This window comes from Methanocaldococcus fervens AG86 (genome assembly GCF_000023985.1).
Classification (GTDB): domain Archaea; phylum AGJL01; class Methanococci; order Methanococcales; family Methanocaldococcaceae; genus Methanocaldococcus; species Methanocaldococcus fervens.
Map to the genome: position 1 here is coordinate 1,282,060 of NC_013156.1, position 24,951 is coordinate 1,307,010.

Annotated in this window: 35 protein-coding genes; 24 read left to right on the forward strand and 11 right to left on the reverse strand. The window is 31.6% G+C overall.

Features of this window, described 5'->3' with window-relative positions; translation table 11 throughout:
• The first annotated feature begins 133 nt into the window (after nucleotides 1–133).
• The 6 genes from MEFER_RS06885 to MEFER_RS06910 all read left to right on the forward strand — a co-directional run bounded on the left by MEFER_RS06885 (nucleotide 134) and on the right by MEFER_RS06910 (nucleotide 4,909).
• On the forward strand, nucleotides 134–1,534 hold the full coding sequence (locus MEFER_RS06885) for a radical SAM/SPASM domain-containing protein (protein WP_015791898.1): 1,401 nt from the start codon (nucleotides 134–136) through the stop codon (nucleotides 1,532–1,534).
• A 198-nt stretch (nucleotides 1,535–1,732) separates the two neighbouring features.
• Nucleotides 1,733–1,921 carry a hypothetical protein gene (locus tag MEFER_RS06890; protein WP_245527778.1) on the forward strand — a complete coding sequence of 63 codons (189 nt, stop codon included), beginning with the start codon at nucleotides 1,733–1,735 and terminating at the stop codon, nucleotides 1,919–1,921.
• Between the two features lie 80 nt (nucleotides 1,922–2,001).
• Nucleotides 2,002–2,571 (forward strand): OsmC family protein, encoded by a 570-nt coding sequence (locus tag MEFER_RS06895; RefSeq protein WP_015791899.1) that lies wholly within the window; start codon nucleotides 2,002–2,004, stop codon nucleotides 2,569–2,571.
• 13 nt (nucleotides 2,572–2,584) lie between these two features.
• On the forward strand, nucleotides 2,585–3,274 hold the full coding sequence (locus MEFER_RS06900; RefSeq protein WP_015791900.1) for a DUF166 domain-containing protein: 690 nt from the start codon (nucleotides 2,585–2,587) through the stop codon (nucleotides 3,272–3,274).
• 110 nt (nucleotides 3,275–3,384) lie between these two features.
• Nucleotides 3,385–4,428, forward strand: a complete 1,044-nt coding sequence (tdt, locus tag MEFER_RS06905) for a TDT family transporter (RefSeq protein ID WP_048056368.1) — start codon at nucleotides 3,385–3,387, stop codon at nucleotides 4,426–4,428.
• Nucleotides 4,429–4,441: 13 nt separating this feature from the next.
• Nucleotides 4,442–4,909: a universal stress protein gene (locus MEFER_RS06910; protein WP_245527779.1), complete on the forward strand. Its 468-nt coding sequence runs from the start codon at nucleotides 4,442–4,444 to the stop codon at nucleotides 4,907–4,909.
• Here MEFER_RS06910 and MEFER_RS06915 read toward each other — a convergent pair.
• From MEFER_RS06915 to MEFER_RS06925, 3 genes are all read right to left on the reverse strand, one after another.
• Entirely contained in the window at nucleotides 4,906–5,715 is an 810-nt protein-coding gene (locus MEFER_RS06915) for a P-loop NTPase (RefSeq protein WP_015791903.1), read from the reverse strand. The genes MEFER_RS06910 and MEFER_RS06915 overlap by 4 nt on opposite strands.
• A gap of 159 nt (nucleotides 5,716–5,874) precedes the next feature.
• Nucleotides 5,875–6,675, reverse strand: a complete 801-nt coding sequence (locus tag MEFER_RS06920) for a nucleotide-binding protein (RefSeq protein WP_015791904.1) — start codon at nucleotides 6,673–6,675, stop codon at nucleotides 5,875–5,877.
• A gap of 4 nt (nucleotides 6,676–6,679) precedes the next feature.
• Complete coding sequence (locus tag MEFER_RS06925; protein ID WP_048056369.1) at nucleotides 6,680–7,009, reverse strand: NifB/NifX family molybdenum-iron cluster-binding protein; 330 nt, start codon at nucleotides 7,007–7,009, stop codon at nucleotides 6,680–6,682.
• Nucleotides 7,010–7,185: 176 nt separating this feature from the next.
• Here MEFER_RS06925 and MEFER_RS06930 point away from each other — a divergent pair, with 176 nt between their 5' ends.
• The 4 genes from MEFER_RS06930 to MEFER_RS06940 all read left to right on the forward strand — a co-directional run bounded on the left by MEFER_RS06930 (nucleotide 7,186) and on the right by MEFER_RS06940 (nucleotide 9,153).
• Nucleotides 7,186–7,437 carry an MTH895/ArsE family thioredoxin-like protein gene (locus MEFER_RS06930; protein WP_048056370.1) on the forward strand — a complete coding sequence of 84 codons (252 nt, stop codon included), beginning with the start codon at nucleotides 7,186–7,188 and terminating at the stop codon, nucleotides 7,435–7,437.
• Nucleotides 7,434–7,820 carry a CGGC domain-containing protein gene (locus MEFER_RS06935; RefSeq protein WP_015791907.1) on the forward strand — a complete coding sequence of 129 codons (387 nt, stop codon included), beginning with the start codon at nucleotides 7,434–7,436 and terminating at the stop codon, nucleotides 7,818–7,820. The genes MEFER_RS06930 and MEFER_RS06935 overlap by 4 nt, the downstream gene beginning before the upstream one ends.
• Before the next feature lie 65 nt (nucleotides 7,821–7,885).
• On the forward strand, nucleotides 7,886–8,059 hold the full coding sequence (locus MEFER_RS08435; protein WP_010870087.1) for a hypothetical protein: 174 nt from the start codon (nucleotides 7,886–7,888) through the stop codon (nucleotides 8,057–8,059).
• Nucleotides 8,060–8,061: 2 nt separating this feature from the next.
• Nucleotides 8,062–9,153 carry a permease gene (locus MEFER_RS06940; protein ID WP_015791908.1) on the forward strand — a complete coding sequence of 364 codons (1,092 nt, stop codon included), beginning with the start codon at nucleotides 8,062–8,064 and terminating at the stop codon, nucleotides 9,151–9,153.
• Between the two features lie 4 nt (nucleotides 9,154–9,157).
• On the opposite strand, the gene MEFER_RS08440 is transcribed toward MEFER_RS06940, so the two are convergent.
• A complete protein-coding gene (locus tag MEFER_RS08440; RefSeq protein ID WP_015791909.1) occupies nucleotides 9,158–9,328 on the reverse strand; it encodes a hypothetical protein in 171 nt (56 codons plus the stop codon).
• Nucleotides 9,329–9,418: 90 nt separating this feature from the next.
• Here MEFER_RS08440 and MEFER_RS06945 point away from each other — a divergent pair, with 90 nt between their 5' ends.
• Nucleotides 9,419–9,916 (forward strand): multiprotein bridging factor aMBF1, encoded by a 498-nt coding sequence (locus MEFER_RS06945; RefSeq protein WP_015791910.1) that lies wholly within the window; start codon nucleotides 9,419–9,421, stop codon nucleotides 9,914–9,916.
• Between the two features lie 20 nt (nucleotides 9,917–9,936).
• Here MEFER_RS06945 and truD read toward each other — a convergent pair whose 3' ends face one another.
• On the reverse strand, nucleotides 9,937–11,229 hold the full coding sequence (truD, locus tag MEFER_RS06950; protein ID WP_015791911.1) for a tRNA pseudouridine(13) synthase TruD: 1,293 nt from the start codon (nucleotides 11,227–11,229) through the stop codon (nucleotides 9,937–9,939).
• A 53-nt stretch (nucleotides 11,230–11,282) separates the two neighbouring features.
• On the opposite strand from truD, the gene MEFER_RS06955 reads away from it, so the two are divergent.
• Nucleotides 11,283–11,594, forward strand: a complete 312-nt coding sequence (locus MEFER_RS06955; RefSeq protein ID WP_015791912.1) for a hypothetical protein — start codon at nucleotides 11,283–11,285, stop codon at nucleotides 11,592–11,594.
• A gap of 15 nt (nucleotides 11,595–11,609) precedes the next feature.
• Here MEFER_RS06955 and MEFER_RS06960 read toward each other — a convergent pair whose 3' ends face one another.
• Complete coding sequence (locus tag MEFER_RS06960; RefSeq protein WP_015791913.1) at nucleotides 11,610–11,750, reverse strand: C2H2-type zinc finger protein; 141 nt, start codon at nucleotides 11,748–11,750, stop codon at nucleotides 11,610–11,612.
• A 126-nt stretch (nucleotides 11,751–11,876) separates the two neighbouring features.
• Between MEFER_RS06960 and acs the strand changes: the two genes are divergently transcribed.
• Nucleotides 11,877–13,976: an acetate--CoA ligase alpha subunit gene (gene acs / locus MEFER_RS06965; protein WP_015791914.1), complete on the forward strand. Its 2,100-nt coding sequence runs from the start codon at nucleotides 11,877–11,879 to the stop codon at nucleotides 13,974–13,976.
• A gap of 50 nt (nucleotides 13,977–14,026) precedes the next feature.
• Here the strand turns inward: acs and MEFER_RS06970 are convergent, their stop codons facing one another.
• Entirely contained in the window at nucleotides 14,027–14,314 is a 288-nt protein-coding gene (locus MEFER_RS06970; RefSeq protein WP_015791915.1) for a HesB-like protein, read from the reverse strand.
• Nucleotides 14,315–14,528: 214 nt separating this feature from the next.
• Between MEFER_RS06970 and psmA the strand changes: the two genes are divergently transcribed.
• The 10 genes from psmA to MEFER_RS07020 all read left to right on the forward strand — a co-directional run bounded on the left by psmA (nucleotide 14,529) and on the right by MEFER_RS07020 (nucleotide 20,012).
• Complete coding sequence (gene psmA, locus MEFER_RS06975) at nucleotides 14,529–15,314, forward strand: archaeal proteasome endopeptidase complex subunit alpha (protein ID WP_015791916.1); 786 nt, start codon at nucleotides 14,529–14,531, stop codon at nucleotides 15,312–15,314.
• Nucleotides 15,315–15,451: 137 nt separating this feature from the next.
• Entirely contained in the window at nucleotides 15,452–16,159 is a 708-nt protein-coding gene (locus MEFER_RS06980; RefSeq protein ID WP_015791917.1) for a ribosome assembly factor SBDS, read from the forward strand.
• 16 nt (nucleotides 16,160–16,175) lie between these two features.
• On the forward strand, nucleotides 16,176–16,454 hold the full coding sequence (gene rpl37A, locus MEFER_RS06985; protein ID WP_015791918.1) for a 50S ribosomal protein L37Ae: 279 nt from the start codon (nucleotides 16,176–16,178) through the stop codon (nucleotides 16,452–16,454).
• A gap of 64 nt (nucleotides 16,455–16,518) precedes the next feature.
• A complete protein-coding gene (locus MEFER_RS06990) occupies nucleotides 16,519–16,659 on the forward strand; it encodes a DNA-directed RNA polymerase subunit P (protein WP_015791919.1) in 141 nt (46 codons plus the stop codon).
• A gap of 1 nt (nucleotide 16,660) precedes the next feature.
• The gene (locus tag MEFER_RS06995) at nucleotides 16,661–17,170 is read left to right on the forward strand and encodes an rRNA maturation protein (RefSeq protein WP_015791920.1); all 510 of its coding nucleotides are present in this window, start codon (nucleotides 16,661–16,663) and stop codon (nucleotides 17,168–17,170) included.
• Nucleotides 17,171–17,185: 15 nt separating this feature from the next.
• Nucleotides 17,186–17,428 (forward strand): KEOPS complex subunit Pcc1, encoded by a 243-nt coding sequence (locus MEFER_RS07000; RefSeq protein ID WP_015791921.1) that lies wholly within the window; start codon nucleotides 17,186–17,188, stop codon nucleotides 17,426–17,428.
• Between the two features lie 24 nt (nucleotides 17,429–17,452).
• Complete coding sequence (gene rpl18a / locus MEFER_RS07005) at nucleotides 17,453–17,680, forward strand: 50S ribosomal protein L18Ae (RefSeq protein WP_015791922.1); 228 nt, start codon at nucleotides 17,453–17,455, stop codon at nucleotides 17,678–17,680.
• A gap of 79 nt (nucleotides 17,681–17,759) precedes the next feature.
• Nucleotides 17,760–18,185 carry a DUF2666 domain-containing protein gene (locus MEFER_RS07010; protein WP_015791923.1) on the forward strand — a complete coding sequence of 142 codons (426 nt, stop codon included), beginning with the start codon at nucleotides 17,760–17,762 and terminating at the stop codon, nucleotides 18,183–18,185.
• The gene (locus MEFER_RS07015; protein ID WP_015791924.1) at nucleotides 18,175–19,224 is read left to right on the forward strand and encodes a radical SAM protein; all 1,050 of its coding nucleotides are present in this window, start codon (nucleotides 18,175–18,177) and stop codon (nucleotides 19,222–19,224) included. Before MEFER_RS07010 ends, MEFER_RS07015 begins: the two co-directional genes overlap by 11 nt.
• Nucleotides 19,221–20,012: a sulfide-dependent adenosine diphosphate thiazole synthase gene (locus MEFER_RS07020; RefSeq protein WP_015791925.1), complete on the forward strand. Its 792-nt coding sequence runs from the start codon at nucleotides 19,221–19,223 to the stop codon at nucleotides 20,010–20,012. The genes MEFER_RS07015 and MEFER_RS07020 overlap by 4 nt, the downstream gene beginning before the upstream one ends.
• A 16-nt stretch (nucleotides 20,013–20,028) precedes the next feature.
• Here MEFER_RS07020 and MEFER_RS07025 read toward each other — a convergent pair whose 3' ends face one another.
• Nucleotides 20,029–20,814, reverse strand: a complete 786-nt coding sequence (locus MEFER_RS07025) for a hypothetical protein (RefSeq protein WP_015791926.1) — start codon at nucleotides 20,812–20,814, stop codon at nucleotides 20,029–20,031.
• A 50-nt stretch (nucleotides 20,815–20,864) separates the two neighbouring features.
• Nucleotides 20,865–22,145, reverse strand: coding sequence for a glutamate-1-semialdehyde 2,1-aminomutase (hemL, locus tag MEFER_RS07030; protein WP_015791927.1), 1,281 nt, complete (start codon nucleotides 22,143–22,145; stop codon nucleotides 20,865–20,867).
• 251 nt (nucleotides 22,146–22,396) lie between these two features.
• On the opposite strand from hemL, the gene MEFER_RS07035 reads away from it, so the two are divergent.
• Nucleotides 22,397–23,041 carry a metallophosphoesterase gene (locus tag MEFER_RS07035; RefSeq protein WP_048056371.1) on the forward strand — a complete coding sequence of 215 codons (645 nt, stop codon included), beginning with the start codon at nucleotides 22,397–22,399 and terminating at the stop codon, nucleotides 23,039–23,041.
• A 22-nt stretch (nucleotides 23,042–23,063) separates the two neighbouring features.
• On the opposite strand, the gene gatA is transcribed toward MEFER_RS07035, so the two are convergent.
• Complete coding sequence (gene gatA, locus MEFER_RS07040) at nucleotides 23,064–24,368, reverse strand: Asp-tRNA(Asn)/Glu-tRNA(Gln) amidotransferase subunit GatA (protein WP_015791929.1); 1,305 nt, start codon at nucleotides 24,366–24,368, stop codon at nucleotides 23,064–23,066.
• An 88-nt stretch (nucleotides 24,369–24,456) separates the two neighbouring features.
• On the reverse strand, nucleotides 24,457–24,945 hold the full coding sequence (locus MEFER_RS07045) for an RNA-binding protein (RefSeq protein ID WP_015791930.1): 489 nt from the start codon (nucleotides 24,943–24,945) through the stop codon (nucleotides 24,457–24,459).
• Between the last annotated feature and the right edge of the window lie 6 nt (nucleotides 24,946–24,951).

Genomic DNA, 24,951 nt, shown 5'->3' on the forward strand with positions numbered 1-24,951 from the left:
ATTTTTTAAACATATTAAAACACATTAATTAATCGAAAATTATAAATATCATCGAAGTTTTAAATTCAACTAAAAGGTTACGTTTGTAATTTTTTATAATTTTTATTATAACTAATTCAGTTTGGTGTTATATATGAAAGCTGAAGAAATGGCAATGGTATTTTCAAAATTGATATTGAATCCAATCACAAGAAAACAAATACTGGGACTTTTTAAAAAAGGTGAAAATGGAAAGTTAATAATTGAAAATTATTTAGATGCTTATGCAAAGGGGAAGGAGGTAAATTCAATAAAATACAAAGTCCTAAAGGAAATTTTAGATAAAGGACTTAAAACTTTTGCTGGAGAGTGTTATAAAGAAACATTTAAAGAATATTTGAAAGACCCATACTTTAAAAGAGGATTGATAAGTGTTGTAAGGGGATTAGGATATTTTGGAGTTAAAAAGCCCTTCACTTCTGGCTCTCCTTTCTTAGTTGTATGGGATGTAACGTATAGATGTAATTTAAGATGCAAGCATTGTTATGCAAATGCTGGGAAGCCATTAGAAGATGAATTAAATACAGAAGAGGCTAAGAAAGTTATAGATATTTTAGGAAATGCTGGGGTTGTAGCTTTGGCGTTTTCTGGAGGAGAGCCGTTAATGAGGAAGGATTTATTTGATTTAATAAATAGGGCAAAAGATTATGGCATGTCTGTTTCTATAGCAACAAATGGAACTTTATTAACAAAAGAGAATGTGAAAAAATTAAAAGAGCATGAAGTAGATTTTATACAAATAAGTTTGGATGGAACAAAGGAAACTCATGAGAAATTTAGAGGAATAAAGGGAATCTATGAGAAGACAATTAACGGAATAAAGAATGTTGTTGAGGAAGGGATATGCTGTGCAATAGCCATAACTGCAACTAAGTTAAATTATAAAGATGTTCCTAAAGTCATGGATTTAGCTGAAGAGCTTGGAGTTAATTTCTTTATGCTCTACAACTACATTCCAGTAGGTGCTGGAGATTTTGACATAGATTTGTCTCCTGAAGAGAGGGAAGATCTGTTAAACATGTTGTGGGAAAAATTGAATAGTGATACTGGGAAAAAATGCAAAACAGCGTTTTTATCGACAGCTCCATATTACTCAAGAATTGCATTGGAGCATAATAGATATTACCTTGCAACACATTTTGCAAATGTTGATTTGGATAAAAATGAGCATTTAAAAAGCTTAGCTGATTTTATCGGCGGTTGTGGATGCGGAAGATTTTACTTAAGTTTGAGGGCTAATGGGGATATTCAACCATGTGTATTCTTCCCATTAAAATTAGGGAATATTAGAGAATTTAATGATGAAAATGACTTTTTGGAGTTTTGGAGAAATAATAAGGTATTAAATGATTTGAGAGATAGAGATAAGTTAAAAATCTGTGGAAAATGTAAGTATAGATATGTATGTGGTGGTTGTAGGGCAAGGGCTTATTCATACTATAGAGATTATTTAAGAGAAGATCCTGGATGTATTTTAACTAAAAAACTCTCATAAATTGTTTTTATTTTTATTATTTTATTAAAATATATCCAAAAATTTAAATATTTTTTAAAAATATTAAAATACATCGATTAATCGAAAATTATAAATATTACCTAAATTCTAATTAATAACAACAACAAAAATGATAAGTGTATTGGTTGCGGAGTTTGCTTTATAACTTGTGCTAATAGGGTTGTTTTTGATTGGGATATGGAAAAGAAAAAGCCAGTTGTAGCGAGACCATACAATTGTGTTGTTGCATGCACAACCTGCAAAACTCTATGTCCAGTAGATGCATTGGAATTCCCGGATAAAGAGTATATGCAAAACATTATTAAAGAGTATAAGATTTTGGTAAAGGCTAAAGAAAAATTAAAGGAGCATGGTTTAATTGAATAAGCTAATTAGTTATTATTTTATTTTATAACGTTTTTTAATTTTAATTGGTATAAACAAAAATAAATTTAATTGGTGATAAGATGAACCCAGAAATGATTAAAGAAATGATGAATTCAGAAATGGCTAAGGAGATGGCTCCAAAGATGATGCCAGAAATTATGCCTGAAGCTTTAAACAAATTTCTGCCATACATTCCAGAAGATAAAAGAAAAGAGTTTATAGCAAAGATTGTCGATATAATAGTAAGTAAAGATGAGAAAAAGGAAATTTACGCCGAGTTTTTAGATATGTTTGAAACCTTATTAAACATTAAGGGGCTAATAGTTCATTCAAGGGGAGGAAAAGGTAGTGTAAAAGAAATGGTATCTCCAATGGACTTATTTTTAGCTGGATTATGCGGATGTATCTGTATAGCGGTTGGAAACACATTAAAAGATAATAACATTAAAGCAGAAGTAAAAGTTGATGGAAAAGTTGAAAAATCATTTGAATTGGGAAAAATAACAAAAGTAACTCTAAACATACATGTAAAAGTTGATGGAGATGTTGATAAAGAAAAATTGAAAGATATTATTTTAGAGGGCTCCAAAAAATGTTTAATAAGCAATAGTTTAAATTGTGAGGTTGAGAAAAACGTTATATTTGAATAATAGCCGTGAGATTATGGCAAAGATTTTGGTTGTTACTGATGGGGCTTATGGTTATAGAATTAGAGGAACAGTAGATTCATTTGGAAAGAAAAATGAGTTTATTGGCATATATAAAATTGAAAAACCTAATGATTTGGTTGTGGATGACATAGAATTTCCAGAGGAATTATTGGAAAAGATTAAAGAGGCAGACATTTTATTGCTATATACTCAACATCCAGACAACACATATTATTTATGCTATGAAGCAAGGATATTGAATGAAGATATTGCCATAATAGTTGCTACGTGGAAAGGAGAGGGGGAAAAGAAAGAGCTGAGAAAGTTTGATGCTATATGTCCAGAAGAGATGTGTTTATTAGATGAGAATGAGGTTGGGGACTTAATAAATAAATATCCAAAGTTAAAGGAGTTTTTAGAGGAATTTGGAGCTCCAAAGGTTAAAGTTTATGTTAAAGATAATAAGGTTGTAGATGTTGAGGTTTTAAGAACTTCAATATGTGGCTCAACTCTATTCATGGCTAAGTTGATGAAAGGGATGGAAGTTAATGATTTGGAAGAGTTTGGCAAAAAATCAGCCATGTTAATCCAGAGATATCCATGCGTTGCCGGAAAGATAAAGATTTTTAGAGGTGACTGTAAAAAGCAAAAAGCTTTAAACATACATAAAGAGGCAGTTTTAAAGGGGATAACTTATATTTAAATATTTAAATCTTTTTTAAAAATATTAAAATATATCAATTAATCAAAAAGTATAAATATTTTATACATTATTTTGCACTTATGTGTAAAACTTTAAAAATAGGGGATAGTATGTTAGATGCATGTGAATCAAAATTGGATGTAATAAAAAACTTCGTTCCTTCATGGTTCGCCGCAGTAATGGGAACTGGGATTTTGGCAATCAATAGCTTATTGTATTCTGGTTATTTGCCAATTTTAAAAGATGTTTCTGTTATATTATTTTACTTTAATGTGTTGTTATTCTTTGTTCTCTTAGTCCCATGGACTTTAAGATGGATAATATTCCCTAAAAATGCCTTAGCAGATTTAAAACATCCAGTTTTAAGTGCATTCTATCCAACCATTGCAGTTGGTTGTTTAGTTTTAGGAGCTGATTTTATAAGTATAGGGAATAATATGTTTTGGGGAGAAGTATTTTGGTCTCTTGGAGCAGTTGGGATGGTTTTATTCAGTTTAATAGTTTTATTTTATATGTTTAAATCAGACAGTATAAAATTAGACCACGTTAATCCTGGATGGTATATTCCACCAGTAGGTTTAGTTGTTATTCCAATAGCTGGAAGTTTAATAATGCCTCATTTAACTGGAATTTGGCATGAGTTGGCAGTTCTTATTAATTACTTTGGATGGGGAACCGGATTTTTCCTATATTTGGCTTTATTGGCTGTTGTAGTTTATAGATTTATACTGCATCATCCTTTACCTTCAGCGATGGCTCCAACGGTCTGGATTAATTTAGGTCCGATAGGAGCTGGAATTGTTGCTTTAATAAATATGGTAAACAACTCACCATTTATAACTGTAAAAGAGCCATTTTATATTTTTTCCTTTGTATTCTGGGGCTTCGGTTTGTGGTGGAGTGTAATGGCAATGATTATGACAGCATATTATATTAAAAAACTAAAACTGCCTTATGCAATGTCTTGGTGGGCATTCATCTTCCCCTTAGGGGCTTATGTAGCATCATCCCATTTAGTTTATAACATATTCAAATTTCAGATGATTGATTATATTGGCTTTGTGTTATATTGGCTTTTATTCGCCTTCTGGGCAATAACTTTAATAAAAACATCTGCCAAAGTATATACTGGGGAAGTGTTTAAAGGGCATTAAAGTGGTGATTATTGTGTATAAAAAAATTCTTTACCCGACAGATTTTTCTGAAACTGCAGAATCAACATTAAATCATGTTAAAGCATTCAAAAATCTTGGTGGAGAAGTTGTTATTTTACTACATATTGTGGATGAAAGGGATGTTAAAAAGAATGACATATTTTCTTTATTATTGGGAGTTGCTGGCTTAAATAAATCAGTGGAAGAGTTTGAGAATGAATTAAAAAAGAAACTTACTGAAGAGGCAAAAAGTAAAATGGAAAAAATTAAGAGAGAACTTGAGGGCGTTGGATTTAAAGTTAAGGATATGGTTATAGTGGGAAAACCTCATGAAAAAATAGTTAAAGTCGCAGAAGAAGAGGATGTTGATGTAATTATAATTGGAAAAACTAACTTAAAGGAGATCTTAGGTAAAATCACTGAAAATGTTATTAAAAAGTCAGATAAGCCAGTTTTAATTGTTAAAGGGGAGGGGTATTAAATAAACTCTTTTAATTTTTCATACAACTCTTTTATTGATTCAGAGACTTTGCTATTACTATCACAAAGTAGAATTTTATTTGCGATTAGCTTTGGCACGTCTAAATCAAAAGGAATTGAATGGAATATTTTAAACGGATACTGAATGTTGTTCATGCCTTTTTTATTCTCAATAATTAGGCTCTCTACATTAAAAAATTTTAATGTATCTATTAATCTTAAACAATCATTAACGCTCGATTTTGTTGGCTCAACTATGCAGATGGCTAAATCCACATCTTTAACCGTTGATATTAAGGGACATCCAATTCCCGGAGGGCCGTCTATAATCTCAACTTCAGCATTATGCTTTTTTGCATGTCTTTTTATATGCTCTATGATATTCCCGCTTCCACTTTCTCCAACTTCCAACTCTCCCCAGATTAATGGAAAGCCAACAAAGCCCTCATATATATAGCCACTTTCGCGTTTAATTGGCTCTACTGCGTTAAACTCGCATATTAACTCACAGGCACCACAACCTTCGCATAGTATTGGATTTATTTTAAAATCTTCTATAGCATCAAATTGGCATATTTCTAAGCATTTTCCACATTTTATACAGTTATTGTTTATTTTATACACTTCCCTGTAAATAATTTCCAACAATCTTTTATCTTTAACATCAAACATTAAATTAAAGTTTGGAGCATCAACATCACAATCCAATGCCACTATATTAAAATCTTTTGAAAATAATTTGGCGAGAGATGTTGAGATAGACGATTTCCCAACTCCTCCCTTTCCTGATACGACTGCTATCTTCATCCTATCCCCAATTTAAATATATGTGAAGAGGCATTGCTGAGCGTAGCGAAGCAATGCATCCTGTTTTGATGAAACAGAAAGCTTTGCTTTCTGGCTATGAAAACTCGGAGAGTTTTCATTTAACTTTTTCTAAAAGTTTCCCTGAGATGATTGCTATCTTCATCCTATCCCCAAAATCCAATTTGCTATCTCTCCCACATAATTTCTCAAATCATCATACTTTAAAAAGCTCTCTCCTTTGCAGTAGCATTCAACTATCCTTTTATCATATGGAATTTTAAAATCATAGTTAATTTTTAAATCACTAATCCCATACCTATTTAAAACAATCTTGTATGGGATATTTAACTTTTCAACAACTTTAATTATTCTCTTAGCATCTGAAATGCTAAAAGGAGTTGGTTCAGTGACTATAATAACTTTATCTGCGTTAATTAATGCCCTTACAACATTACAGTGAGTTCCTGCGGCAGTGTCTATAATGTTAATTTCGCAATGTTTTGATAATCCGTATTTTTTTGTTTCAGTTACAATTTTTGCTGTCTTCCTCTCTCCTAAATTTGATTTTCCTACAATTAAATAACCGTTATCAAATTTTTTCTCATAGATTTTTCCAATACTTCTCTTTTTAAATGTTATATTGCTATTTATCCCACATGCTTTGCATCCACTACACAACTCTTCAACAAATATCAATTTATTTCTAACTTTCAATAAAGCCCCTTCTTTACATACATTATTGTAGTTATATGTTTTTCCCTCCTCTATATTTGGAACTTCAATGAAAATATCTTTTATTGGATTTAGATTCTCACAACCTAATAGATAAGGAAGGTTAGGGGTTTCAACATCACAATCAATTAAAGCAGTTTTATAATTCTCAACAAAATAAAAAAATAAATTGGATGAGAGGGTGGATTTTCCAGTCCCTCCCTTACCTCCAGTTACTGCAACAATCATTATCTCACTCAAACTTTTCTAATTTTTTCTCTAAAAATAGCTTTATGCATTCATCAATAGATGTTGAATTTGCCTTATAAATCTCAATGCCAAGCTGTTTTAAAACATTGTATGCCTTTGGACCTATATTTTGGACTATAATGGCATCTACCCCTTTGTCTGCAATTAACGATGCTGATGTTGTTCCAACCCCCTCCCTTCCCTCTCTTGCAGTGTTTTCAATAATTTCTTTTCCTTTTATCTCCCCATTTTCAATCTCTACAATCATAAATTTTTCACATCTTCCAAAGTGTTGAGATAATTCATTATTTTCTATTGGCAGTGCTATTTTCATCATATTCACCTTAAAATTTTTTAAACGATATTAGCACTTATGTGTAAAAATATATAAACCTTACTGACCATATAAAATAGATTTATAAATTCAAATCTTTTTAAAAAATATTAAAATACATCAATTAATCGAAAACTATAAATATTATGTTAACTCCAATAACATATGGTGAAATCATGGTCGTGATAAGGATATTCGGAACTGGTTGTCCAAAATGTCAGCAAACTTATGAGAACGTTAAAAAAGCAGTAGAAGAGCTTGGGATAGACGCAGAGATTGTTAAAGTTACAGATGTGAATGAGATAGCTGAGTGGGTGTTTGTTACACCAGGAGTTGCATTTGACGATGTAATAGTCTTTGAAGGAAAAGTTCCATCTGTTGAAGAAGTTAAGGAAGAGTTAAAAAGCTACTTAGAGGAGAAAGAATGAAAGTGGCAATTATAGCATGTCAAAAAATGGTTGAAATGGGATGTCCTGGAAAAGAGGCATGTGTATCATGTTTTAAAGCGATAAATGAGAAGAGTGGAGCTTTTGAAAGGTATAAAGATGTTGAGTTAGTTGCATTTACAACTTGTGGAGGATGTCCTGGAAAGAGATTTCCAATGAGAGTTAAGTTGTTAAAAAATGCTGCAGGAGCTGAAGCTATTCATATAGCAAACTGCACCTTCTTACAGCCAGAATGCCCATACATAAACTTTGATGAAATCTGCAAAAAATTAATGGAAGAATTGGAGATTCCAATTGTGTTTGGAACTCATACATTGGTTAAGAAGGGAGAAGTTGTTTGCACTTGTGGAGACGACAAAAAATAACTTTTACTTATTTTTATAAATATTTTGATTAATTAACTCAAATTTATAGATTATGTGGTGAGAAGGTGATTGTCTGGAACTTAATCTGTCCAAAGTGTGGGAAGAGGTTGAGGTATAAAGTAGATGTCTGCCCATGCATGGCTTCTGAGGTAGAATTGCCAAACTGCCCAGATTGTGGAGAAAAGATGGTTCACGACTACACATCATTAAAAGGTAGAAGAAGAATTAGGAGGGGATGAATATGGATGTTGTAAGCTTTATAATGAATATTATTAATGTTATGATAAATACAATCATCGATTATTTAAATGTAAATAGAGTTTTAGCCCTACTCTTAGCTTTTTTAATGGCTGGTGGAATTGCATCAATGATTAATAAAAACTTTATTATAAAATACTTTGGCTCAAACACACCAAAATATATCTCCTATACAGTAGCCGCAATTAGTGGAACCTTATTGGCTGTTTGTTCTTGCACCATCCTTCCATTATTTGCCAGTATTTACAAAAGGGGGGCTGGAATAGGACCGGCAACAACATTCTTGTTTTCTGGACCAGCAATTAATGTTTTGGCAATATTTTACTCAGCAGCATTACTTGGTTGGGATATTGGATTTTTAAGAGCTGTTTTTGCAGTAATTGTTTCCATATTTATAGGTTTAGGTATGGAATTAATTTTTAGAGAACATGAGAAAAAAAGAGCTTTGAGAGTCCCAAAGGCAGATAAGATATCAGATAGACCATTATATCAAACAATAACATTCTTTGGATTGCAGTTTGTCATGCTACTTGTAATCACCGCTTCACCTAAGCTATTCCCAACATTATCAACACCAATATACGGCGGATTTTTATTGAAACACTTGCTGTTCATAATATTTGGGGCCATATTAATTATAACAACAAAAATGTGGTTTAAAAAAGAAGAAATAAAAAACTGGCTTAGAGAGAGCTTTGCATTATTAAAAATTGTCTTTCCACTGCTAATTATTGGAGTTGCAATAGCGGGAGCTATTAAAGCTATTATCCCACCAATCTATATAGCAACGTACGTAGGTGGAAACTCCATAACCGCCAACTTTATAGCCTCGTTTATTGGAGCTTTGATGTATTTTGCCACATTGACAGAAGTTCCTATTATAAAGGCGTTAATGGAGCTCGGTATGGGTGTGGGGCCGGCAATGGCTTTGTTGTTGGCAGGACCAAGTTTAAGTATTCCTACAGTTTTAACAGTCTCAAAAATATTGGGTAAGGTAAAAGCAGTGACTTATTTAACTTTGGTCGTTATATTCTCAACTATTTGTGGTTATTTAGCTGGAATAATTCTTGGATAAGTTTTTAAAGCTCTTTTTTAACCTTTTCATTTAACTCCTTTAATTTGTTATATAACTCTTCATATTCCTTAGTTTCTAATCCAAGTTCTTTTAATTGGTTTATTATGGCTTCAAAGTGCTCTTCTGTATGCTTTAAAGTATGAAGAAGCTTTTTTATCAACTTTTCTTTTTCCATAGTTCCACCAGTTAGTTATTTATACCCAACGATTATAAACTAATGTTATCAAACTATATAAATGTTATTAAATTTTTGAGGGATAGTAATATGCAAATGTGTGAGTTGTGCGGAAAGCTAACAAATAAGCTTTACAAGGTAATAATTGAAGGTTCTGAAATGCAAGTTTGTAAAGAGTGTGCAAAATTTGGAAAAAGCCCAAAGACATATTCAAGATTAGGTAAAAAACCAACAATAATTGGAAGAGGAACATCAACCAACATGCAAACTAAAAAACCTGCAAAAAGAAGAAGGGATATATTTGATACCTTACCAATGTTAAGAGAAGATTATGGGGATGTTATTAGAGAGGCGAGGGAGAAGAGAGGTTTATCAATAGAAGATCTTGCTAAAAAACTTAAAATGAAAGCTTCAACATTACAAAAATTTGAAAGGTATGAATTGGAGCCAAATGAGAGAGAAATTAAGATATTGGAAAAAGAGTTAAAAATTAATTTAACTGAGAGTGCTGGAGAAGAAAGCCCATACTACGCTGGAGGAGATGAAGAAGGCTTTACTTTAGGAGATTTCATTAAAATTAAGAAATAAGTTATTTATTAATTTTATTTTTATTTTTTCTTCTCTATAAATTCCCTTAAAACAGATGTTGCATAGTTTCCTTTTTTTAAGCAGAACTGTAATACATAGCTACCATCTTCAATCCAATATTTCATATTGTATATTTTTCCAATCATTGCCCTTCTATCTCCAATAAATGAACCAAATTCTCCAATTTTGAAATCTTCGGGGCTTAGATTTTCTCTTTCATAGATTTCTTTCTCAATCTCTCCCTGTATTCCAGAGGCAAATTTTGTTTTATATCCAAATAACGCTCCACTTGGAACACCATCAATTAAAATATCTCCTTCCATAGGTTCAAAGCCATATTCAAACCTTCTATTAATTATCTCATTGAATAGATAGGATTGATAGGCGTTTATAAACATACACCTTAAATGTGGGGGGAGAATCATAAATGCCTTTTGATAGCTTCCAGTTTCTATATATGCCTTAATCATCCTCCTTTCATAAAAGAAAGCCTTAGGGAATTTTTTATATGCCTCTTTAAAGTTTTCTTCATCAACGAGTTCCCTCGCTAACGTTGATTTTTTGTCATCATAGGGAAGAGGAGTTCCACAGTATGCATGAAAAGCTCCTTCCCAATCTCTTTCTATAATAAGCCTTCCTACAATATGCGTTATCGGTCTTGTAGTTCCAAACCTCTGAATGCCATAATAATTTAAAAAATATTTCAGTTTGCATAACTTGTTTAAAACCTCTTCTAATTCTTTTCCTTTAATTTCTGGTTCTCTAACCCTTATGGTGAATCTATTCCCCCACAAATCACCTAATCTTATTTTTCTATTTGTTTTTTGAAAATCTCTCAATACAATGCCTTTAATTTTAACTTTCTTTAGGTCTTCCAACTTTACATTAAAGCAACCAACTCTTTGAGTTGTTATGGCATGTTTATCTTTATTTCCAGCAAATCCAAAATGCTTTCTCTGCTTACCTACCCTATTTGCTATTTCCCTAATAGCATCTAAGGTTGTCCAATTTCTTTTTTCTAAAGTGAAATGTATAAAATTTCCTTTCCAATTTTCTTCGTCTTTAAATTCTATGCTCTTTCCCACCTCTAAAATTATTCCTTCTGGAGTTATCTCCTCAACTATAAAATCCTCAGGATATTTTTTTATAATCCCTCCTGTGTATGCATCTGTTAAGTATTTATTCATGTTTAAGGGCATTTCTTTTAATTTTTCTTTGATTCTGCTTTCTCTCAATTTTTTTCTGTATCTTTTTAATTTTTCCTTTAAATTTTTTTCACTTTCTTCTTTTCTCTGCTGAATCAAAAAATACATATAATCACCTTAACAACTTTAATAGTAATTAAATCTTAATTTTAGGTGAGAGTGTGAGAGCTAAGGAAGTGTGGAGAGAGTTAGTAGAGATTGCGAAAAGCTGTTATGATGAAGACAAAATTTTTTACTCAAAAACTAAAAGAGGAGTTTATAAGATAAAAAGCTTTAGTAAAGATAAGATAGTTATTGAAAAATTGAGAGGAAAATTAGATGAAGTTTTAGGAAAAAAGAGGTTTGTTGAGAATTGGGATAAGCTTATTCATGGGGTCGAATGGAATCTTCCTCCTGCAATAAAGTCTTTTTTAAAACTCCATCCAAAAATAGTGGAAGATGAGAACGGAAATTTAATCTATAAAGAAGAATAAATAGTTAATTTTTAATTATTTTTTAAATAGGTGGCTGTGGGCTCTATTTACATGTTTTGTGTAATCTTTTGAGTATCTAAATACTCTTCCACATCTTGGGCATTTAAAGAATGTTTCTCCATCTCTACTTGTTATTTTTATTGCTTTTAATCTCATAAGCTCACCTCCTATAATTGTTGTTGATGAGGAGGTGAGTTATATATAACTTGAAAATAGATATTAATCTTGTGTAATATTAAAATGCATATAAAAATTTTTCTCTAAAAAGATGTGGGGGAGATAATGAGCTTAAAATATATTTTTTATCCAAAATCAGTGGCAGTTATAGGAGCTTCAAATAAGGAGGGAAAAGTTGGATATGCAATAATAAAAAACTTAATGGACTTCAATGGAAAAATCTATCCCATAAATCCAAAATATGATAAGGTTTTAGGATTAAAATGTTACAAATCAGTTTTAGATGTTGAGGATAATATAGATTTGGCAGTTATAGTTGTTCCAAATGTTGCAGTTCCAAAGGTATTGGAAGAGTGTGGAGAAAAGGGAGTTAAAGGGGCTGTAATCATAACAGCTGGGTTCTCAGAAGTTGGAAATTATGAGTTAGAGGAAAAGATTAAAGAGATAGCAAAAAAATACAACATAAGAGTTATAGGACCTAACTGCTTAGGTATAATGAACACACATATAAACTTAAATGCCACATTTGCAAAGGTATTTCCTCCAAAAGGAGGGGTTTCAATAATCTCACAAAGTGGGGCTGTTTTAAATGCCATATTAGATATAGCTCCTTTATTAAACATTGGCTTTTCTAAGGTTGTTAGCATTGGAAATAAGGCAGATATTCAGGAAAGCGATTTATTAGAGTATTTTTTAAATGATGAAGACACTAAAATAGTTGTTTTATACATAGAGGGGTTGAAGGACAAGAGATTCTTAAAAGTGGCTAAAAAACTATCTAAGAAAAAGCCAATAATTGCATTAAAATCTGGAAGAACTGAAGTTGGAAAGAAAGCGGCAAAATCTCATACTGGCTCATTAGCTGGGGAAGATGTTATCTATGAAGCTGCATTTAAAGAAGCTGGAATAGTTAGGGCTTATACTTTTGAAGAGTTAGTTGATTTAATCCATCTTTTTTCAACTCAGCCAACGATGAACTCAAATGAAATTGGAATTATTACAAATGCGGGAGGGTTTGGAGTCTTAGCTGCAGATAGCTGTGTCGATTATAATATGAAGCTCCCTAATTTTGAAGAATCAACTGTGGAGAAGCTTAAAAACATCCTCCCAAAAACTGCAAATATATCAAATCCATTGGATATTATAGGGGATGCTACACCAGAAAGATATAAAAAGGTTATAGAGGTTTTGGCTGAAGATAGCGTTTTAAAAGGACTTTTAGTTATATTAACTCCACAGGAGATGACAAAACCGTTAGAAGTGGCTAAATCCATCATAGAGGTTAGAAATTCTCATAAGGAGTTTAAAAATAAGCCATTAATTACTTCATTTGTTGGAGGAGTCTCAGTTAAAGGGGCTAAGAGTTTTTTAAGAAAGCATGGAATTCCTTCATATATAACGCCAGAGAATGGAGTTAAGGCATTATCCCATCTTTATAAATACAGCCTAATGAAAGTTAAAGAGGACTATGACGAATATTTAGAAAAAGTTAAAGAGGAGTTTTTAAAGATAACTGAGAAGAATAAAGAGATTATTAAAGAGTTGTTATCAAATCCGAATGAATATAAAGCTAAAAAACTACTTGCCATTTATGGATTTCCAGTTCCTGAAGGGTATTTAGCTAAGAATGAAGATGAAGCTTTAAATTATGCTAAAAAATTAGGAAAATGTGTAATGAAAATTGTATCTCCTCAAATAATCCATAAGACAGAGGCGGGAGGGGTTGCAATAAATCCAGAGAATCCTAAAGAGGCGTTTAAAATATTAATTGAAAACGCCAAAAAATACGCTGAAAAAATTGGTATTGATGATTTAATTATAGAGGGGGTTTTAGTTGAGGAGTTCATTGAGAGAGATAAGATGGAGATTATCATTGGAGCTAAGAGGGATGAGATTTTTGGCTCTGTAGTTATGGTTGGGTTGGGAGGGGTCTTTGTTGAAGTTTTAAAAGACGTTTCCTTTGGAATTTCACCAATAACGAGAGAGTTTGCCCACGAGATGTTAAAAGAATTAAAATCGTATAAGGTTTTGGAAGGTGTTAGAGGTAGAGCTAAGAGAGATATTGAGTTTATTGTTGATTGCTTAATAAAAATTGGTGTGTTTATGGATATTCATAAAGAAATTAAAGAAATGGATCTAAATCCAGTATTTGTCTTTAATGATAAAGAAGGAGGATGTATTGGAGACGCGAGAATTATAAAATAAAAAATAAAAAATTAATAAAAAAAGCTAACCGGTCCCAAACGGGTTCCCGGTTAACACTCACCACTACCTTTTATCTTTAGATACTTTCCAAATATTGACTTTCTTAATGAGATATTGACCTCATCAAGCCATTGATCTGCTATAGGGTCGATGTAGATTTTAAATTCATTGTCATAGATTAATTTATCATTTTCACTTGGTTGAGCTATTGCAACTCCAAACTTAGGTCCTCCTCACCCAAATCCATCGAAGTGTATAACTATCTTATCTTCATTAGCTTTCTTTAATTTTTCTAAGATGAATTCTTTAGCCTCATCAGATATGATGACTTTCTTCATCGTATCACCTTCTACATTTATTATTGGGGATGTCCTATATATAATTTGTGGTTATGACAATATTTAACACAACCACAATAAACAATGAACTACAAAAGAAATAAAAAAGGATAAAAATAATATAAAATAATATAATTAATTTTTATAATAGAATAATTAGAGAACATCAAAAGCTGATGTTTATTAAAATTATTATAATTTTGGAGGGAAAGTTATGCAAATGGTACCACCAAGCGCTTACGATAGGGCTATTACAGTATTTAGCCCAGAAGGAAGATTATATCAAGTTGAATATGCAAGAGAGGCAGTGAGAAGAGGGACAACAGCAGTAGGTATTGTCTGTAAAGATGGTGTTGTATTGGCAGTTGACAGAAGAATAACAAGTAAGCTCGTAAAAATTAGGTCAATAGAAAAAATATTCCAAATAGATGACCACGTTGCTGCTGCTACATCTGGATTAGTTGCTGATGCAAGAGTTTTAATTGATAGAGCGAGATTGGAAGCTCAGATTTACAGATTAACTTATGGGGAAGAAATATCAATTGAAATGTTAGCTAAAAAGATTTGTGATATTAAGCAGGCATATACACAACACGGGGGAGTTAGGCCGTTTGGAGTTTCATTATTAATTGCTGGTATTGATAAAAATGAAGCAAGATTATTTGAAACAGACCCAAGTGGGGCCTTAATTGAATATAAGGCAACAGCAATAGGTAGTGGAAGACCAGTAGTTATGGAATTATTAGAAAAGGAATATAAAGATGATATGACATTAGAAGAGGGCTTAGAGTTGGCTATAACTGCATTAACAAAAGCAAATGAGGATATAAAACCTGAAAATGTAGATGTTTGTGTTATAACAGTAAAAGATTCACAATTTAAAAGAATCCCTACAGAAGAGGTAAAAAAATTTATAGAAAAAGTTAAAAAGAAATTAAATGATGAAAATAAAAAAGAGGAAGGGAATAAAGAAGAAGCTGAAGAAAAACAAGAGGAATAAATCATAGAAAAATTTTTAAATCCAACTATTTTAAATTATCTTTTGTTAATAAAAATAACGGTCATTTTCGTTATTTAAATAACTTTTATAAATCATGGCTTTTAGCGAAAGATTTATATAATGTGGGGAGGGATATTATGGTGTCCTTAGAAGAGGCAGTAATTGCAAGATATAGTTCACACGGAGAAAAGTTTGAAATCCTGGTAGATCCATACTTAGCAGCTAAACTTAAAGAAGGTCAAAATGTAGATATGGATGAACTTTTAGCCATTGAGGTAGTATTTAGAGATGCAAGTAAAGGGGAAAAAGCCCCTGAAGAACTTTTATCAAAAGTCTTTGGAACAACAGATGTTAAAGAAATTGCTAAAAAAATTATATTAAAAGGTCAAGTTCAATTAACTGCTAAGCAGAGAGAAGAAATTAGAGAACAAAAGAAAAGACAAATTATAACCATAATTAGTAGAAACACTATAAATCCACAAACTGATACTCCACATCCACCACATAGAATTGAAAAGGCAATGGAAGAATTAAAAATCAATATAGATATTTACAAAAGTGCTGAAGAGCAAGTTCCTGAAATTGTTAAAAAGCTTAAAAGAGTTCTACCTATTAGATTTGAAAAAAGAGATATTGCTGTTAAAATCCCAGCAGAATTTGCTTCTAAGGCATATAATGCTTTGTATCAATTTGGAGCTGTTAAGCAGGAAGAATGGACATCCGATGGTTCATTAATTGTATTAATTGAAATACCAAGTGGTATTGAAGCAGAGTTCTATGCTCATTTAAACAAAATAACCAAAGGTAACGTTCAAACAAAAGTTGTTAAGAAGTATAGTGAATAATTTGAGGTGAGAGGATATGTTCAGCCACACAAAGAAAGTAGGTCCAACAGGAAGATTTGGAGCAAGATATGGTTTAAAAATAAGAGTTAGAGTTAGAGATGTTGAAATTAAAGCTAAAAAGAAATACAAATGCCCTGTTTGCGGATTTCCAAAATTAAAGAGAGCTTCAACATCAATATGGGTCTGCGGAAAGTGTGGAGCTAAGATAGCTGGTGGAGCATATACACCAGAAACAGGAGCAGGAAAGGCAGTTATGAAGGCTATTAGAAGAATAGTTGAAAGAAAAGAAGAATAATTCCGAACTCTTTATATATTTCAATTTTTCTTTTTAATTTTAATAATATTATTGGGGATAGATCATGGTTGAATATAAATGTTTAAACTGTAAAAAAATCATAAAATTTGAGGAGTTAGGAAATAGGGCAAGATGTCCATATTGTAGTTATAAAATATTGGTTAAGCTTAGACCAAAAGTAGTTAAACATGTAAAGGCGAGGTAAAATGATCATTACAACCTCAAGAAAACCCTCCCAAAGAACAAGAAGTTTTGTTAGAGATTTAGAAAGAACGTTAAATTTACCTTATGTTCAAAGAGGTAAGCTTTCATTAAAAGAGATTTTTGAGATGGATAAGCATATTCTTTTAATTGGTGAATTTAAAGCTAATCCTGGAACTTTAGTTGTTTATGATGTTGAGAATGAGAGAAGGTTGTCAAGCTTTATCTCTGTTAAGTTGCAGAGAGAAATTTGTGGAGAGAAAATATACAACGATGATGGAATAAGAATAAAAATAAGTAAAGAACTTAAAGATAATGAAGAGTTCCAAAAATATTATGAGATTTATGATGAATTTTTATTCCAACACTTAAACGTTGATGAAGATAGCGATATAACATTAAGATTAGAAAAAGATCCAAAATATCTATTTGCTATGCAGTTTTATAAGGGAAGGGTTAAGATAGGTCCTTTAATTAGGGTAAAATCCATCAAGCTGTTTGACAGCCTCATATAAATATAAGGGATTTTTATGAATTCTTTTGAGTTAATATTAGAGTTTGATAGTGAGGAGGAGGCAGAGGTTATTTATAAATCCATATTTTTAGAACATTTAACTTCTCAAATAAAGTCCTCTGCCAAAATGGAAATAAATAAAAATATAATAAGAATAAATGTTAAAGCTGAAGACATCTCCATACTAAAGGCATCTATCTACTCTTACTTAAGATGGATAGGTGTGGCACAAAACATTTATAAAATTTGTAAAGAATAATAAACTCTTTTAGGAGGTGGTAATTTGGCTAAGATATTTAGAATAACAGGGCAAATATTAAGAAAAGGAGAACCTATGTTCTTTAGAAAAGAATACAAAGCTTTAAAACCAGAACATGCTTTAGAGATTTTATACTCTGAGTTTGGAGGAAGGTACAAAGTTAAAAGAAGTAGAATAAAAATCTTAAATGTTGAAGAGATAAGCCCAGAAGACGTTACAGATCCAGTATTAAAAAGATTGGTTGCTGCTTAAATCTCTCGTTTAATTCTTTTTTATCTTTTTTTATTTTTTATGGATTTTATTATTTTTTAAAACTTATTTTGGTGAGATTGTGGAAGATAAAATTGAGTTTATGGCGAAGCATAAAAAATGGTTCGTAGTGAAAAAATTAAAAATAGATGAAAATACTGAAGATATTGAGATAGCTCGGCTGTTGGCATCAATAGATGAGACGGTTTTAAATAAAATAACTGAATACTTACCTTTTGATATGAATAAGTTATATGAAATTGCAGATAATATATACCAAAAGAAAAAGGGAAGAATTACTGAAGAGGAGATTGCTGAAGTTTTGAAAAAATTAAAATCTCCAGCAACGACAAGAAAATTAAATGAAATTACAGAATCAAAGGAAGGTAAGGAAATATTAAAGGTTATTTTAAATAACATAATATTAGAGAGGTTGGGCATTCAAACAAGAATCTCCCCTAAAATTATTGAGAAATATATTGAGAAGGAGAGAGAAAATGAATGTTGAGGAAATTTTAGAAAATGCAAGAAAGGCATTTAAACTCACAACAAAACATTTTGGAAATAAGATTACATTTGAAAGGGCTCTTTTTTTAGGTTGGTATTGTAACTTAAAACAACCATGCAAATTTTGCTACATGTCAACTCAAAAAGATAAAATTAAAGATCCAAAAAAAGCCAGAAGGAGATTGGAAAGTATTTTAGCTGAAGCAATTTTAATGAAGAGGATTGGGTGGAAATTAGAGTTTATCTCTGGAGGTTATGGTTATACACCAAAAGAAATAAATGACATTGCTGAAATGGTTGCCTATGTTCAAAAATGTAAGCAGTATTTGAATGTAGGGGTTGTAGATTTGGATAATATTAATTTGAATGTAATTGAGGGAGTTGTAGGGGCTGTTGAGACAGTAAGCGAGGATAGGGATTGGATTTGTCCAGGAAAACCTTTGGATAAGATTAAAGATAATTTATTAAAGGCTAAAGAATTGGGTTTAAAAACTGGAATAACAATAATTTTAGGATTGGGAGAGAAAGAAGACGATATTGAAAAATTATTAAATTTAATTGAAGAACTGGATTTGGATAGAATTACCTTCTACTCTTTAAATCCGCAGAAAGGAACTATTTATGAAAATAAGCCGTCAGTAACCACAATTGAATACATGAATTGGGTTTCCTCTGTTAGGTTGAATTTCCCAAAGATTAAAATCATAACAGGAGTTTGGGTAGATAAAATCCCAATGATAAGCCCTTTAATTATGAGTGGTTCCAATGTGATAACGAAATTTCCATTATTTTCAGTATTTGGAACAAAAGAGGCACATTGGATTGAGAAAGAGATTTTGGCAACAGGTAGGGAGCTTTTAGGAACATTTACAGATATAGATGTTTTATCTGGAAAAAAGATGTTGGAAAAAACTCCATACGTAGAGGAAGAGATAAATATAAGTAAAGAAAATATTAGGAGGGTTGAAGAACTTAGAGAAAACATAAATGAAAGAATAAAAAGCTACGTATCCAAAGTTTTGAAAAGGGTGGTTAAATGAATATAAAAGATATAAAGTTAAACGCGGATGAAGTTAAAACAGCTAAGGCAATATTAAAGGCAAGTTTTGATATGTGGTTAGATGTTCTGGAGGTTGATGTTGCCATTGTCGGAGCTGGGCCGAGTGGTTTGACATGTGCGAGGTATTTAGCTAAAGAAGGATTTAAGGTAGTTGTTTTAGAGAGGCATTTGGCATTTGGTGGGGGAACTTGGGGAGGCGGAATGGGCTTCCCATATATTGTTATTGAAGAGCCAGCAGATGAACTTTTGAGGGAAGTTGGGATTAAGTTAGTTTATGCTGGAGATGGATATTATGTTGCTGACTCTGTTGAGGTTCCTGCTAAGTTGGCAGTTGCGGCAATAGATGCTGGAGCTAAAATATTAACTGGCATTGTTGTTGAGGATTTAATTGTAAGGGAAAATGGAGTTTCAGGAGTAGTTATAAACAGCTACGCAATTGAAAAGGCTGGATTGCACATAGATCCATTAACTATAAAAAGTAAAATTGTCGTTGATGCTACAGGACACGAAGCCTCTGTTCTAAATATCTTAGTTAAAAAGAATAAGTTGGATTTAGAAGTTCCTGGAGAAAAATCAATGTGGGCTGAAAAAGGGGAGAACGCTCTATTAAGAAATACAAGAGAAGTTTATCCAAACTTATTTGTCTGTGGAATGGCGGCTAATGCAGCCCATGGAGGATATAGAATGGGAGCAATATTTGGCGGAATGTATTTATCTGGAAAGTTATGTGCCGAATTAATAGCTGAAAAGCTAAAAAATAAACAATAAATAAAATAATGAACAATTAATTTTTTATGCTCTCTTTCAATAAAACAATCTTCTCTCTCAATTTATGATTTCCTACTTTTCTCGCAATACTTAAAATCGATTCAAGTTCTTCATCAAAATTTTTTAAAATCCCTTCTTCAATTCTATGAATCTTTAAATTTATTAAGAAGAGGGCTTCATAATCAAAGGGTGATTTATATTCCTTTTTATCTATAAAATCCTTAACCATCTCTAAAATCTCTATAACTGATAATCTCTTCTGTATAAATTCCTCAGTTAATTTTCTCCTTTTTCTTCCAGTTAAAAGTAGCTCAATCTCCCTCTTTAGTTCATAACTCCCAACTCTTAAAGCCATATTGGTTAAACTCCTAACTTCAGATTTATAATCTAAAACAATTCCCTCATCCAATCTTAAAATTTTTAAACCAATTAAGTTTAGAATATGTCTATCTTCATAAGATTTGTATGGCTTTTTTTCTATATAGCCTCGCAAATACTCTAAAATTTCAATAATTCTCTTTATTTTATTTTTTTGAGATTTTGTTAATCTTGTCTTATCCCCAAACAGTAAAAGATTTATTTCTCTCTTCATATCAAAGCTACCAACTTTTTTGGCTATCTCCGAAATCTTACTTGCTATTGGCAATATATCCTCATCTAAAAGCTGTCCTTTTTCAAGATAATTTAACATTAACCTTATAATTGCCTTTTCATCACTTCCTTCCTTTGCATACATATCCAAAATCTCTAAAATATATATAAATTGCTCTATAATTTCTATTCTACTTTTTTCTAGTAGCATTTGAATCACTTTTATTAGAAATTAATTAAAAAATTAATTGAGTGTAAAATTTACTCTAAACTTCTAAATACATCTTCCATAGCATTTATTGTTTTATCGATAACTTCATCATCGTGCTTTATTGATGTGAAGCAACATTCAAACTGTGATGGGGGAACAAAAACACCTCTCTCCAACAGTCCCCAGAAGTATTTCATAAATTTGTTAACATCACTCTGTTTAGCAATCTCATAATTTACAACGTCCTTGTCATTGAAATATATTTGGAACATTGATGCAATGTTATAAACTTTAGCTTTAATGTTGTATTTATCAGCCAACTCTCTCAAAGCATCTGCCAATATTTTAGCTGTTCTTGACGTTTCTTTATAGAATTTGTCATCCAACTGCTCAAGTGTTGCAATTCCAGCAGTTATTGATATTGGATTACCATTAAAAGTTCCTGCTTGATAGATAGCCCCTAATGGGGAGAAGTTCTCCATAATTTCTCTTTTACCAACTATAGCACCAATTGGGAATCCTCCACCCAAAATTTTACCTAAAGTGGCAATATCTGGAACCACATCAAAATATTCCTGAGCTCCTCCTTTAGCCAATCTAAATCCTGTTATAACTTCATCAAATATTAATAAAATGTCATTTTCTTCAGCAATCTCCCTTAAAAACTTTAAATATCCTTCTTTTGGTAAGATACATCCAACGTTTCCCATAACTGGCTCAACTATGACACAGGCAATTTCATCTTTATTTTCATTTATAGCTCTTTTAACAGCATCTTCATCATTAAATGGAACTAAAATGGTATTTTTTGTTGTTTCTTCTGGAATTCCTGGAGAATTTGGATGTCCATGAGTTAAGGCTCCACTTCCACTCTTAACTAAAACGTAATCATGTGCTCCATGATAAGCTCCATCAAACTTAATAATCTTTTTTCTTCCAGTAACCCCTCTTGCCAATCTTATAGCAGACATTGTTGCCTCTGTTCCAGAATTGACGAATCTAACCATTTCAGCACATGGAACTCTTTTAACCACTTCTTTAGCTAATATAATCTCTTTCTCTGTTGGACATCCATAAGCACTTCCAAGCTCAAGCTGTTTTTTTACAGCTTCAACTATCTTTTCATTTGCATGACCCAAAACCATTGGACCATAAGCTAAACAGTAATCAATGTAGCAGTTTCCATCAACATCATATAAATAGCAATCTTTAGCTTTTTTAACAAAGAATGGATATGGTTTAAAGTACCTAACTGGGCTGTTAACTCCTCCAACTAAGTATTTTTTTGCCTCCTCAAACAATTCTTTTGATTTATCCATTTTTAAGCTCATAATTTTCACCTTAATTTCTTTAACGATTAAGAAAGTTGTTATAATACCTTATTTATTCATCATATTAAAATTTTGATATTTGGAAAAAACTATTTATATGAAAAAATTCAAAATTTTTAATCCCCTCGGGCCCACGCTCTCGACATGGCGGAGCCAAGGATGAGAGAGGGTAGGATGGAGGGGGAACAGCCTTTTATAATTAATTTTAGCTATTTTATCAAAATTTAAATTTACTCTAAATGGTGACTAACATGAAAATTGTGGGGATCACTGATTTGCATGGAAAGTTACCTCCAGCAGTTAGGGAATTTAAAGATTTTGCTGATGTTTTAGTTGTTTGTGGGGATATAACACACTTTGGTAGGGGCATTGAAATTATAGAAAAATTGGCTGAGTTATCAGATTATATGGAAGTTCTCTGCGTTCCTGGAAATTGTGATAACAAAGATGTTATAGATGAATTGAATAGCTTCAAATTAAATATAGATGGGAAAGTGAAAAAGATAGGAAATATAAATTTTGTTGGAGTGGGGGGGAGTAATAAAACACCATTTAACACTCCAAACGAATACACTGAAGAAGAAATATACAATAAGGTAATAAATTTAGTTAAAAACCTAAAAAACGTATTTTTAGTTACCCATGCTCCACCATACAATACAATGGCTGATATTGTTGATTTAGATAAAGATATTCACGTTGGAAGTAAAGCAATTAGGAAAATTATTGAAGATTTCAATGAAAATATAATACTCTGTGCTTGTGGGCATATACATGAAAGTAGGTGTATAGATAAAATTGGAAAAACTATAATTGTTAAACCATCTCCAAAGAGTTATTTTGTCTATGATACAAAAAAGAACATGGTTGTTTTAGAGGATTTTAATGGGTTATAAAAATAAAAAATAATTATTAAATTTACTGCATGGCTTTTTCAAATGCAATCATTGCACTTAAAACCTTCTCATCTTCAAATGGTTTTCCTTGAATCTGTAAGCCAACAGGAATGCCGTTTATATCCCCACATGGAACTACTCCAGCACATAAACCACAAATATTAGCTGGAACTGTTAAAACGTCGTAGCTATACATTTCCATTGGGGTTAATTTTTCTCCCAATTTATGTGGTAATTTAGGAACTGTTGCCCCTACTATGATATCAACATCTTTCATAATCTTAATCATCTCGTTTTTCATCAAATTCCTTGCTTTTAAAGCGTTTTTGTAGTATTTACCACTATATTCTTTCTGACTAATCATTGAACCAATCATAATTCTTCTTAAAACCTCTTCTCCACAAACTTCTTCTATTTTATACCCATATTTTCTTCCATCGTATCTTCTCGTTGCTGAGAAGAACTCAACGTAGTTAATTAAATAGTAGGTTGGTAAAGCTAAATCAATATATTTATAGCTTAATTCAACGATTTCACAGCCTAAATCTTTAAAGACTTCAATGCCATTCTCTATTTTATCCCTAATCTTTTCGTCGGTAACTTCCATAAACTCCTTAACAACTCCAACTTTAAAGCCCTTAATATCTCTCTTTACAAATTCTTCTGTTTCCACTGTTGTTGTGTCTCTAACATCTTTTCCTTTAATTACATTTGTTAATAATAAAGCATCTTCAGCTGTTTTTGTTAAAGGACCTATTTGGTCAAAACTCATTGCCAAATCGCACAATCCATACCTACTAACAACTCCATAACTTGGCTTAAAACCTACAACTCCGCAGTGTGAAGCAGGGTTTCTTATACTTCCTCCAGTATCGCTACCTAAAGCCATATCGCATAAATCAGCAGCAACGGCAGCGGCACTTCCTGAAGAGCTACCTCCAGGTATTCTGTCTTTTGCTCTTGGGTTTTTTGTAGGCCCAAAATAAGATGTTTCTCCACTACTTCCACATGCAAATTCATCCATATTAGCAATGCCTATAATTAAACCGCCATTTTCCTTTATTTTTTCTATAACTGTAGCATCGTAAGGGGCTACATAGTTTTCTAAAGTTTTTGATGCACATGAGATTGTATAATCTTCAACGTTTATGTTTGCCTTGACTGCAATAATCTTTCCATATAATGGTTTTTTCTTAGCTTTTTCATCTTTTTCTAATTTTTTTGCCTCTTCTAAAACTTTTTCTGGCTTTACCTCAATTAGAGCGTTTATATCTTTGTTAATTTTTTCTATTCTATCTAAATATTCTTCTACTTTTTCAACAATCATCGCATCACCGTAATTTTTTAATTATATTATAAAAATAAAAATAGATAGTTAAAATTTTCCATTAAACTTAATAATCTTTTTGGTTGAATCAACCTTTAAAGTTCCAAATCTTGTCTCCTACATAGTGAAGGTTTTTGATGGCTTTACCTTTATCAGCTTCTTTCATCTCTTTTCCATCCATTAAGGCAATGCCAATACATATTGGTTTTTTGTGATTTTCATCTACAACAAAAACTACATCTCCTTCATTAATGTTTTCATCTGCATCTACAATTCCAGGAGCCATAACATCTGCTCCATTTATCAAAAATTTTATTGCCCCCATATCAACAACAACTAAATTCCTGTTTGGGAGTTTTTTTAGCAACAACTTTAATGTTGGAATTATTTTATCCTCTTTTTTAAATGCAACTGGCTCTTTATCAACTAATATTATCTCAAAATCATCTGTTATGGCTATCTCTACATTACTCTTTTTTGGAATAATCTCATCAACATCTTCAAAAAATTCATTTAATTCATTTTTTATTTTTTTAACATCTTTCTTACTTAAAAAGTATCTTTTCCTTATCTCCAACCTACC

Excerpts from the sequence above, each read along its gene's own strand:
- MEFER_RS06885 (WP_015791898.1), top strand. The coding sequence starts at position 134 with ATGAAAGCTGAAGAAATGGCAATGGTATTTTCAAAATTGATATTGAAT.
- MEFER_RS06890 (WP_245527778.1), top strand. The coding sequence starts at position 1,733 with ATGGAAAAGAAAAAGCCAGTTGTAGCGAGACCATACAATTGTGTTGTT.
- MEFER_RS06895 (WP_015791899.1), top strand. The coding sequence starts at position 2,002 with ATGAACCCAGAAATGATTAAAGAAATGATGAATTCAGAAATGGCTAAG.
- MEFER_RS06900 (WP_015791900.1), top strand. The coding sequence starts at position 2,585 with ATGGCAAAGATTTTGGTTGTTACTGATGGGGCTTATGGTTATAGAATT.
- tdt (WP_048056368.1), top strand. The coding sequence starts at position 3,385 with ATGTTAGATGCATGTGAATCAAAATTGGATGTAATAAAAAACTTCGTT.
- MEFER_RS06915 (WP_015791903.1), bottom strand. The coding sequence starts at position 5,715 with ATGAAGATAGCAGTCGTATCAGGAAAGGGAGGAGTTGGGAAATCGTCT.
- MEFER_RS06920 (WP_015791904.1), bottom strand. The coding sequence starts at position 6,675 with ATGATTGTTGCAGTAACTGGAGGTAAGGGAGGGACTGGAAAATCCACC.
- MEFER_RS06925 (WP_048056369.1), bottom strand. The coding sequence starts at position 7,009 with ATGAAAATAGCACTGCCAATAGAAAATAATGAATTATCTCAACACTTT.
- MEFER_RS06930 (WP_048056370.1), top strand. The coding sequence starts at position 7,186 with ATGGTCGTGATAAGGATATTCGGAACTGGTTGTCCAAAATGTCAGCAA.
- MEFER_RS06935 (WP_015791907.1), top strand. The coding sequence starts at position 7,434 with ATGAAAGTGGCAATTATAGCATGTCAAAAAATGGTTGAAATGGGATGT.
- MEFER_RS06940 (WP_015791908.1), top strand. The coding sequence starts at position 8,062 with ATGGATGTTGTAAGCTTTATAATGAATATTATTAATGTTATGATAAAT.
- MEFER_RS08440 (WP_015791909.1), bottom strand. The coding sequence starts at position 9,328 with ATGGAAAAAGAAAAGTTGATAAAAAAGCTTCTTCATACTTTAAAGCAT.
- MEFER_RS06945 (WP_015791910.1), top strand. The coding sequence starts at position 9,419 with ATGCAAATGTGTGAGTTGTGCGGAAAGCTAACAAATAAGCTTTACAAG.
- truD (WP_015791911.1), bottom strand. The coding sequence starts at position 11,229 with ATGTATTTTTTGATTCAGCAGAGAAAAGAAGAAAGTGAAAAAAATTTA.
- MEFER_RS06960 (WP_015791913.1), bottom strand. The coding sequence starts at position 11,750 with ATGAGATTAAAAGCAATAAAAATAACAAGTAGAGATGGAGAAACATTC.
- acs (WP_015791914.1), top strand. The coding sequence starts at position 11,877 with ATGAGCTTAAAATATATTTTTTATCCAAAATCAGTGGCAGTTATAGGA.
- psmA (WP_015791916.1), top strand. The coding sequence starts at position 14,529 with ATGCAAATGGTACCACCAAGCGCTTACGATAGGGCTATTACAGTATTT.
- MEFER_RS06980 (WP_015791917.1), top strand. The coding sequence starts at position 15,452 with ATGGTGTCCTTAGAAGAGGCAGTAATTGCAAGATATAGTTCACACGGA.
- rpl37A (WP_015791918.1), top strand. The coding sequence starts at position 16,176 with ATGTTCAGCCACACAAAGAAAGTAGGTCCAACAGGAAGATTTGGAGCA.
- MEFER_RS06990 (WP_015791919.1), top strand. The coding sequence starts at position 16,519 with ATGGTTGAATATAAATGTTTAAACTGTAAAAAAATCATAAAATTTGAG.
- MEFER_RS06995 (WP_015791920.1), top strand. The coding sequence starts at position 16,661 with ATGATCATTACAACCTCAAGAAAACCCTCCCAAAGAACAAGAAGTTTT.
- MEFER_RS07000 (WP_015791921.1), top strand. The coding sequence starts at position 17,186 with ATGAATTCTTTTGAGTTAATATTAGAGTTTGATAGTGAGGAGGAGGCA.
- MEFER_RS07015 (WP_015791924.1), top strand. The coding sequence starts at position 18,175 with ATGAATGTTGAGGAAATTTTAGAAAATGCAAGAAAGGCATTTAAACTC.
- MEFER_RS07020 (WP_015791925.1), top strand. The coding sequence starts at position 19,221 with ATGAATATAAAAGATATAAAGTTAAACGCGGATGAAGTTAAAACAGCT.
- MEFER_RS07025 (WP_015791926.1), bottom strand. The coding sequence starts at position 20,814 with ATGCTACTAGAAAAAAGTAGAATAGAAATTATAGAGCAATTTATATAT.
- hemL (WP_015791927.1), bottom strand. The coding sequence starts at position 22,145 with ATGAGCTTAAAAATGGATAAATCAAAAGAATTGTTTGAGGAGGCAAAA.
- MEFER_RS07035 (WP_048056371.1), top strand. The coding sequence starts at position 22,397 with ATGAAAATTGTGGGGATCACTGATTTGCATGGAAAGTTACCTCCAGCA.
- gatA (WP_015791929.1), bottom strand. The coding sequence starts at position 24,368 with ATGATTGTTGAAAAAGTAGAAGAATATTTAGATAGAATAGAAAAAATT.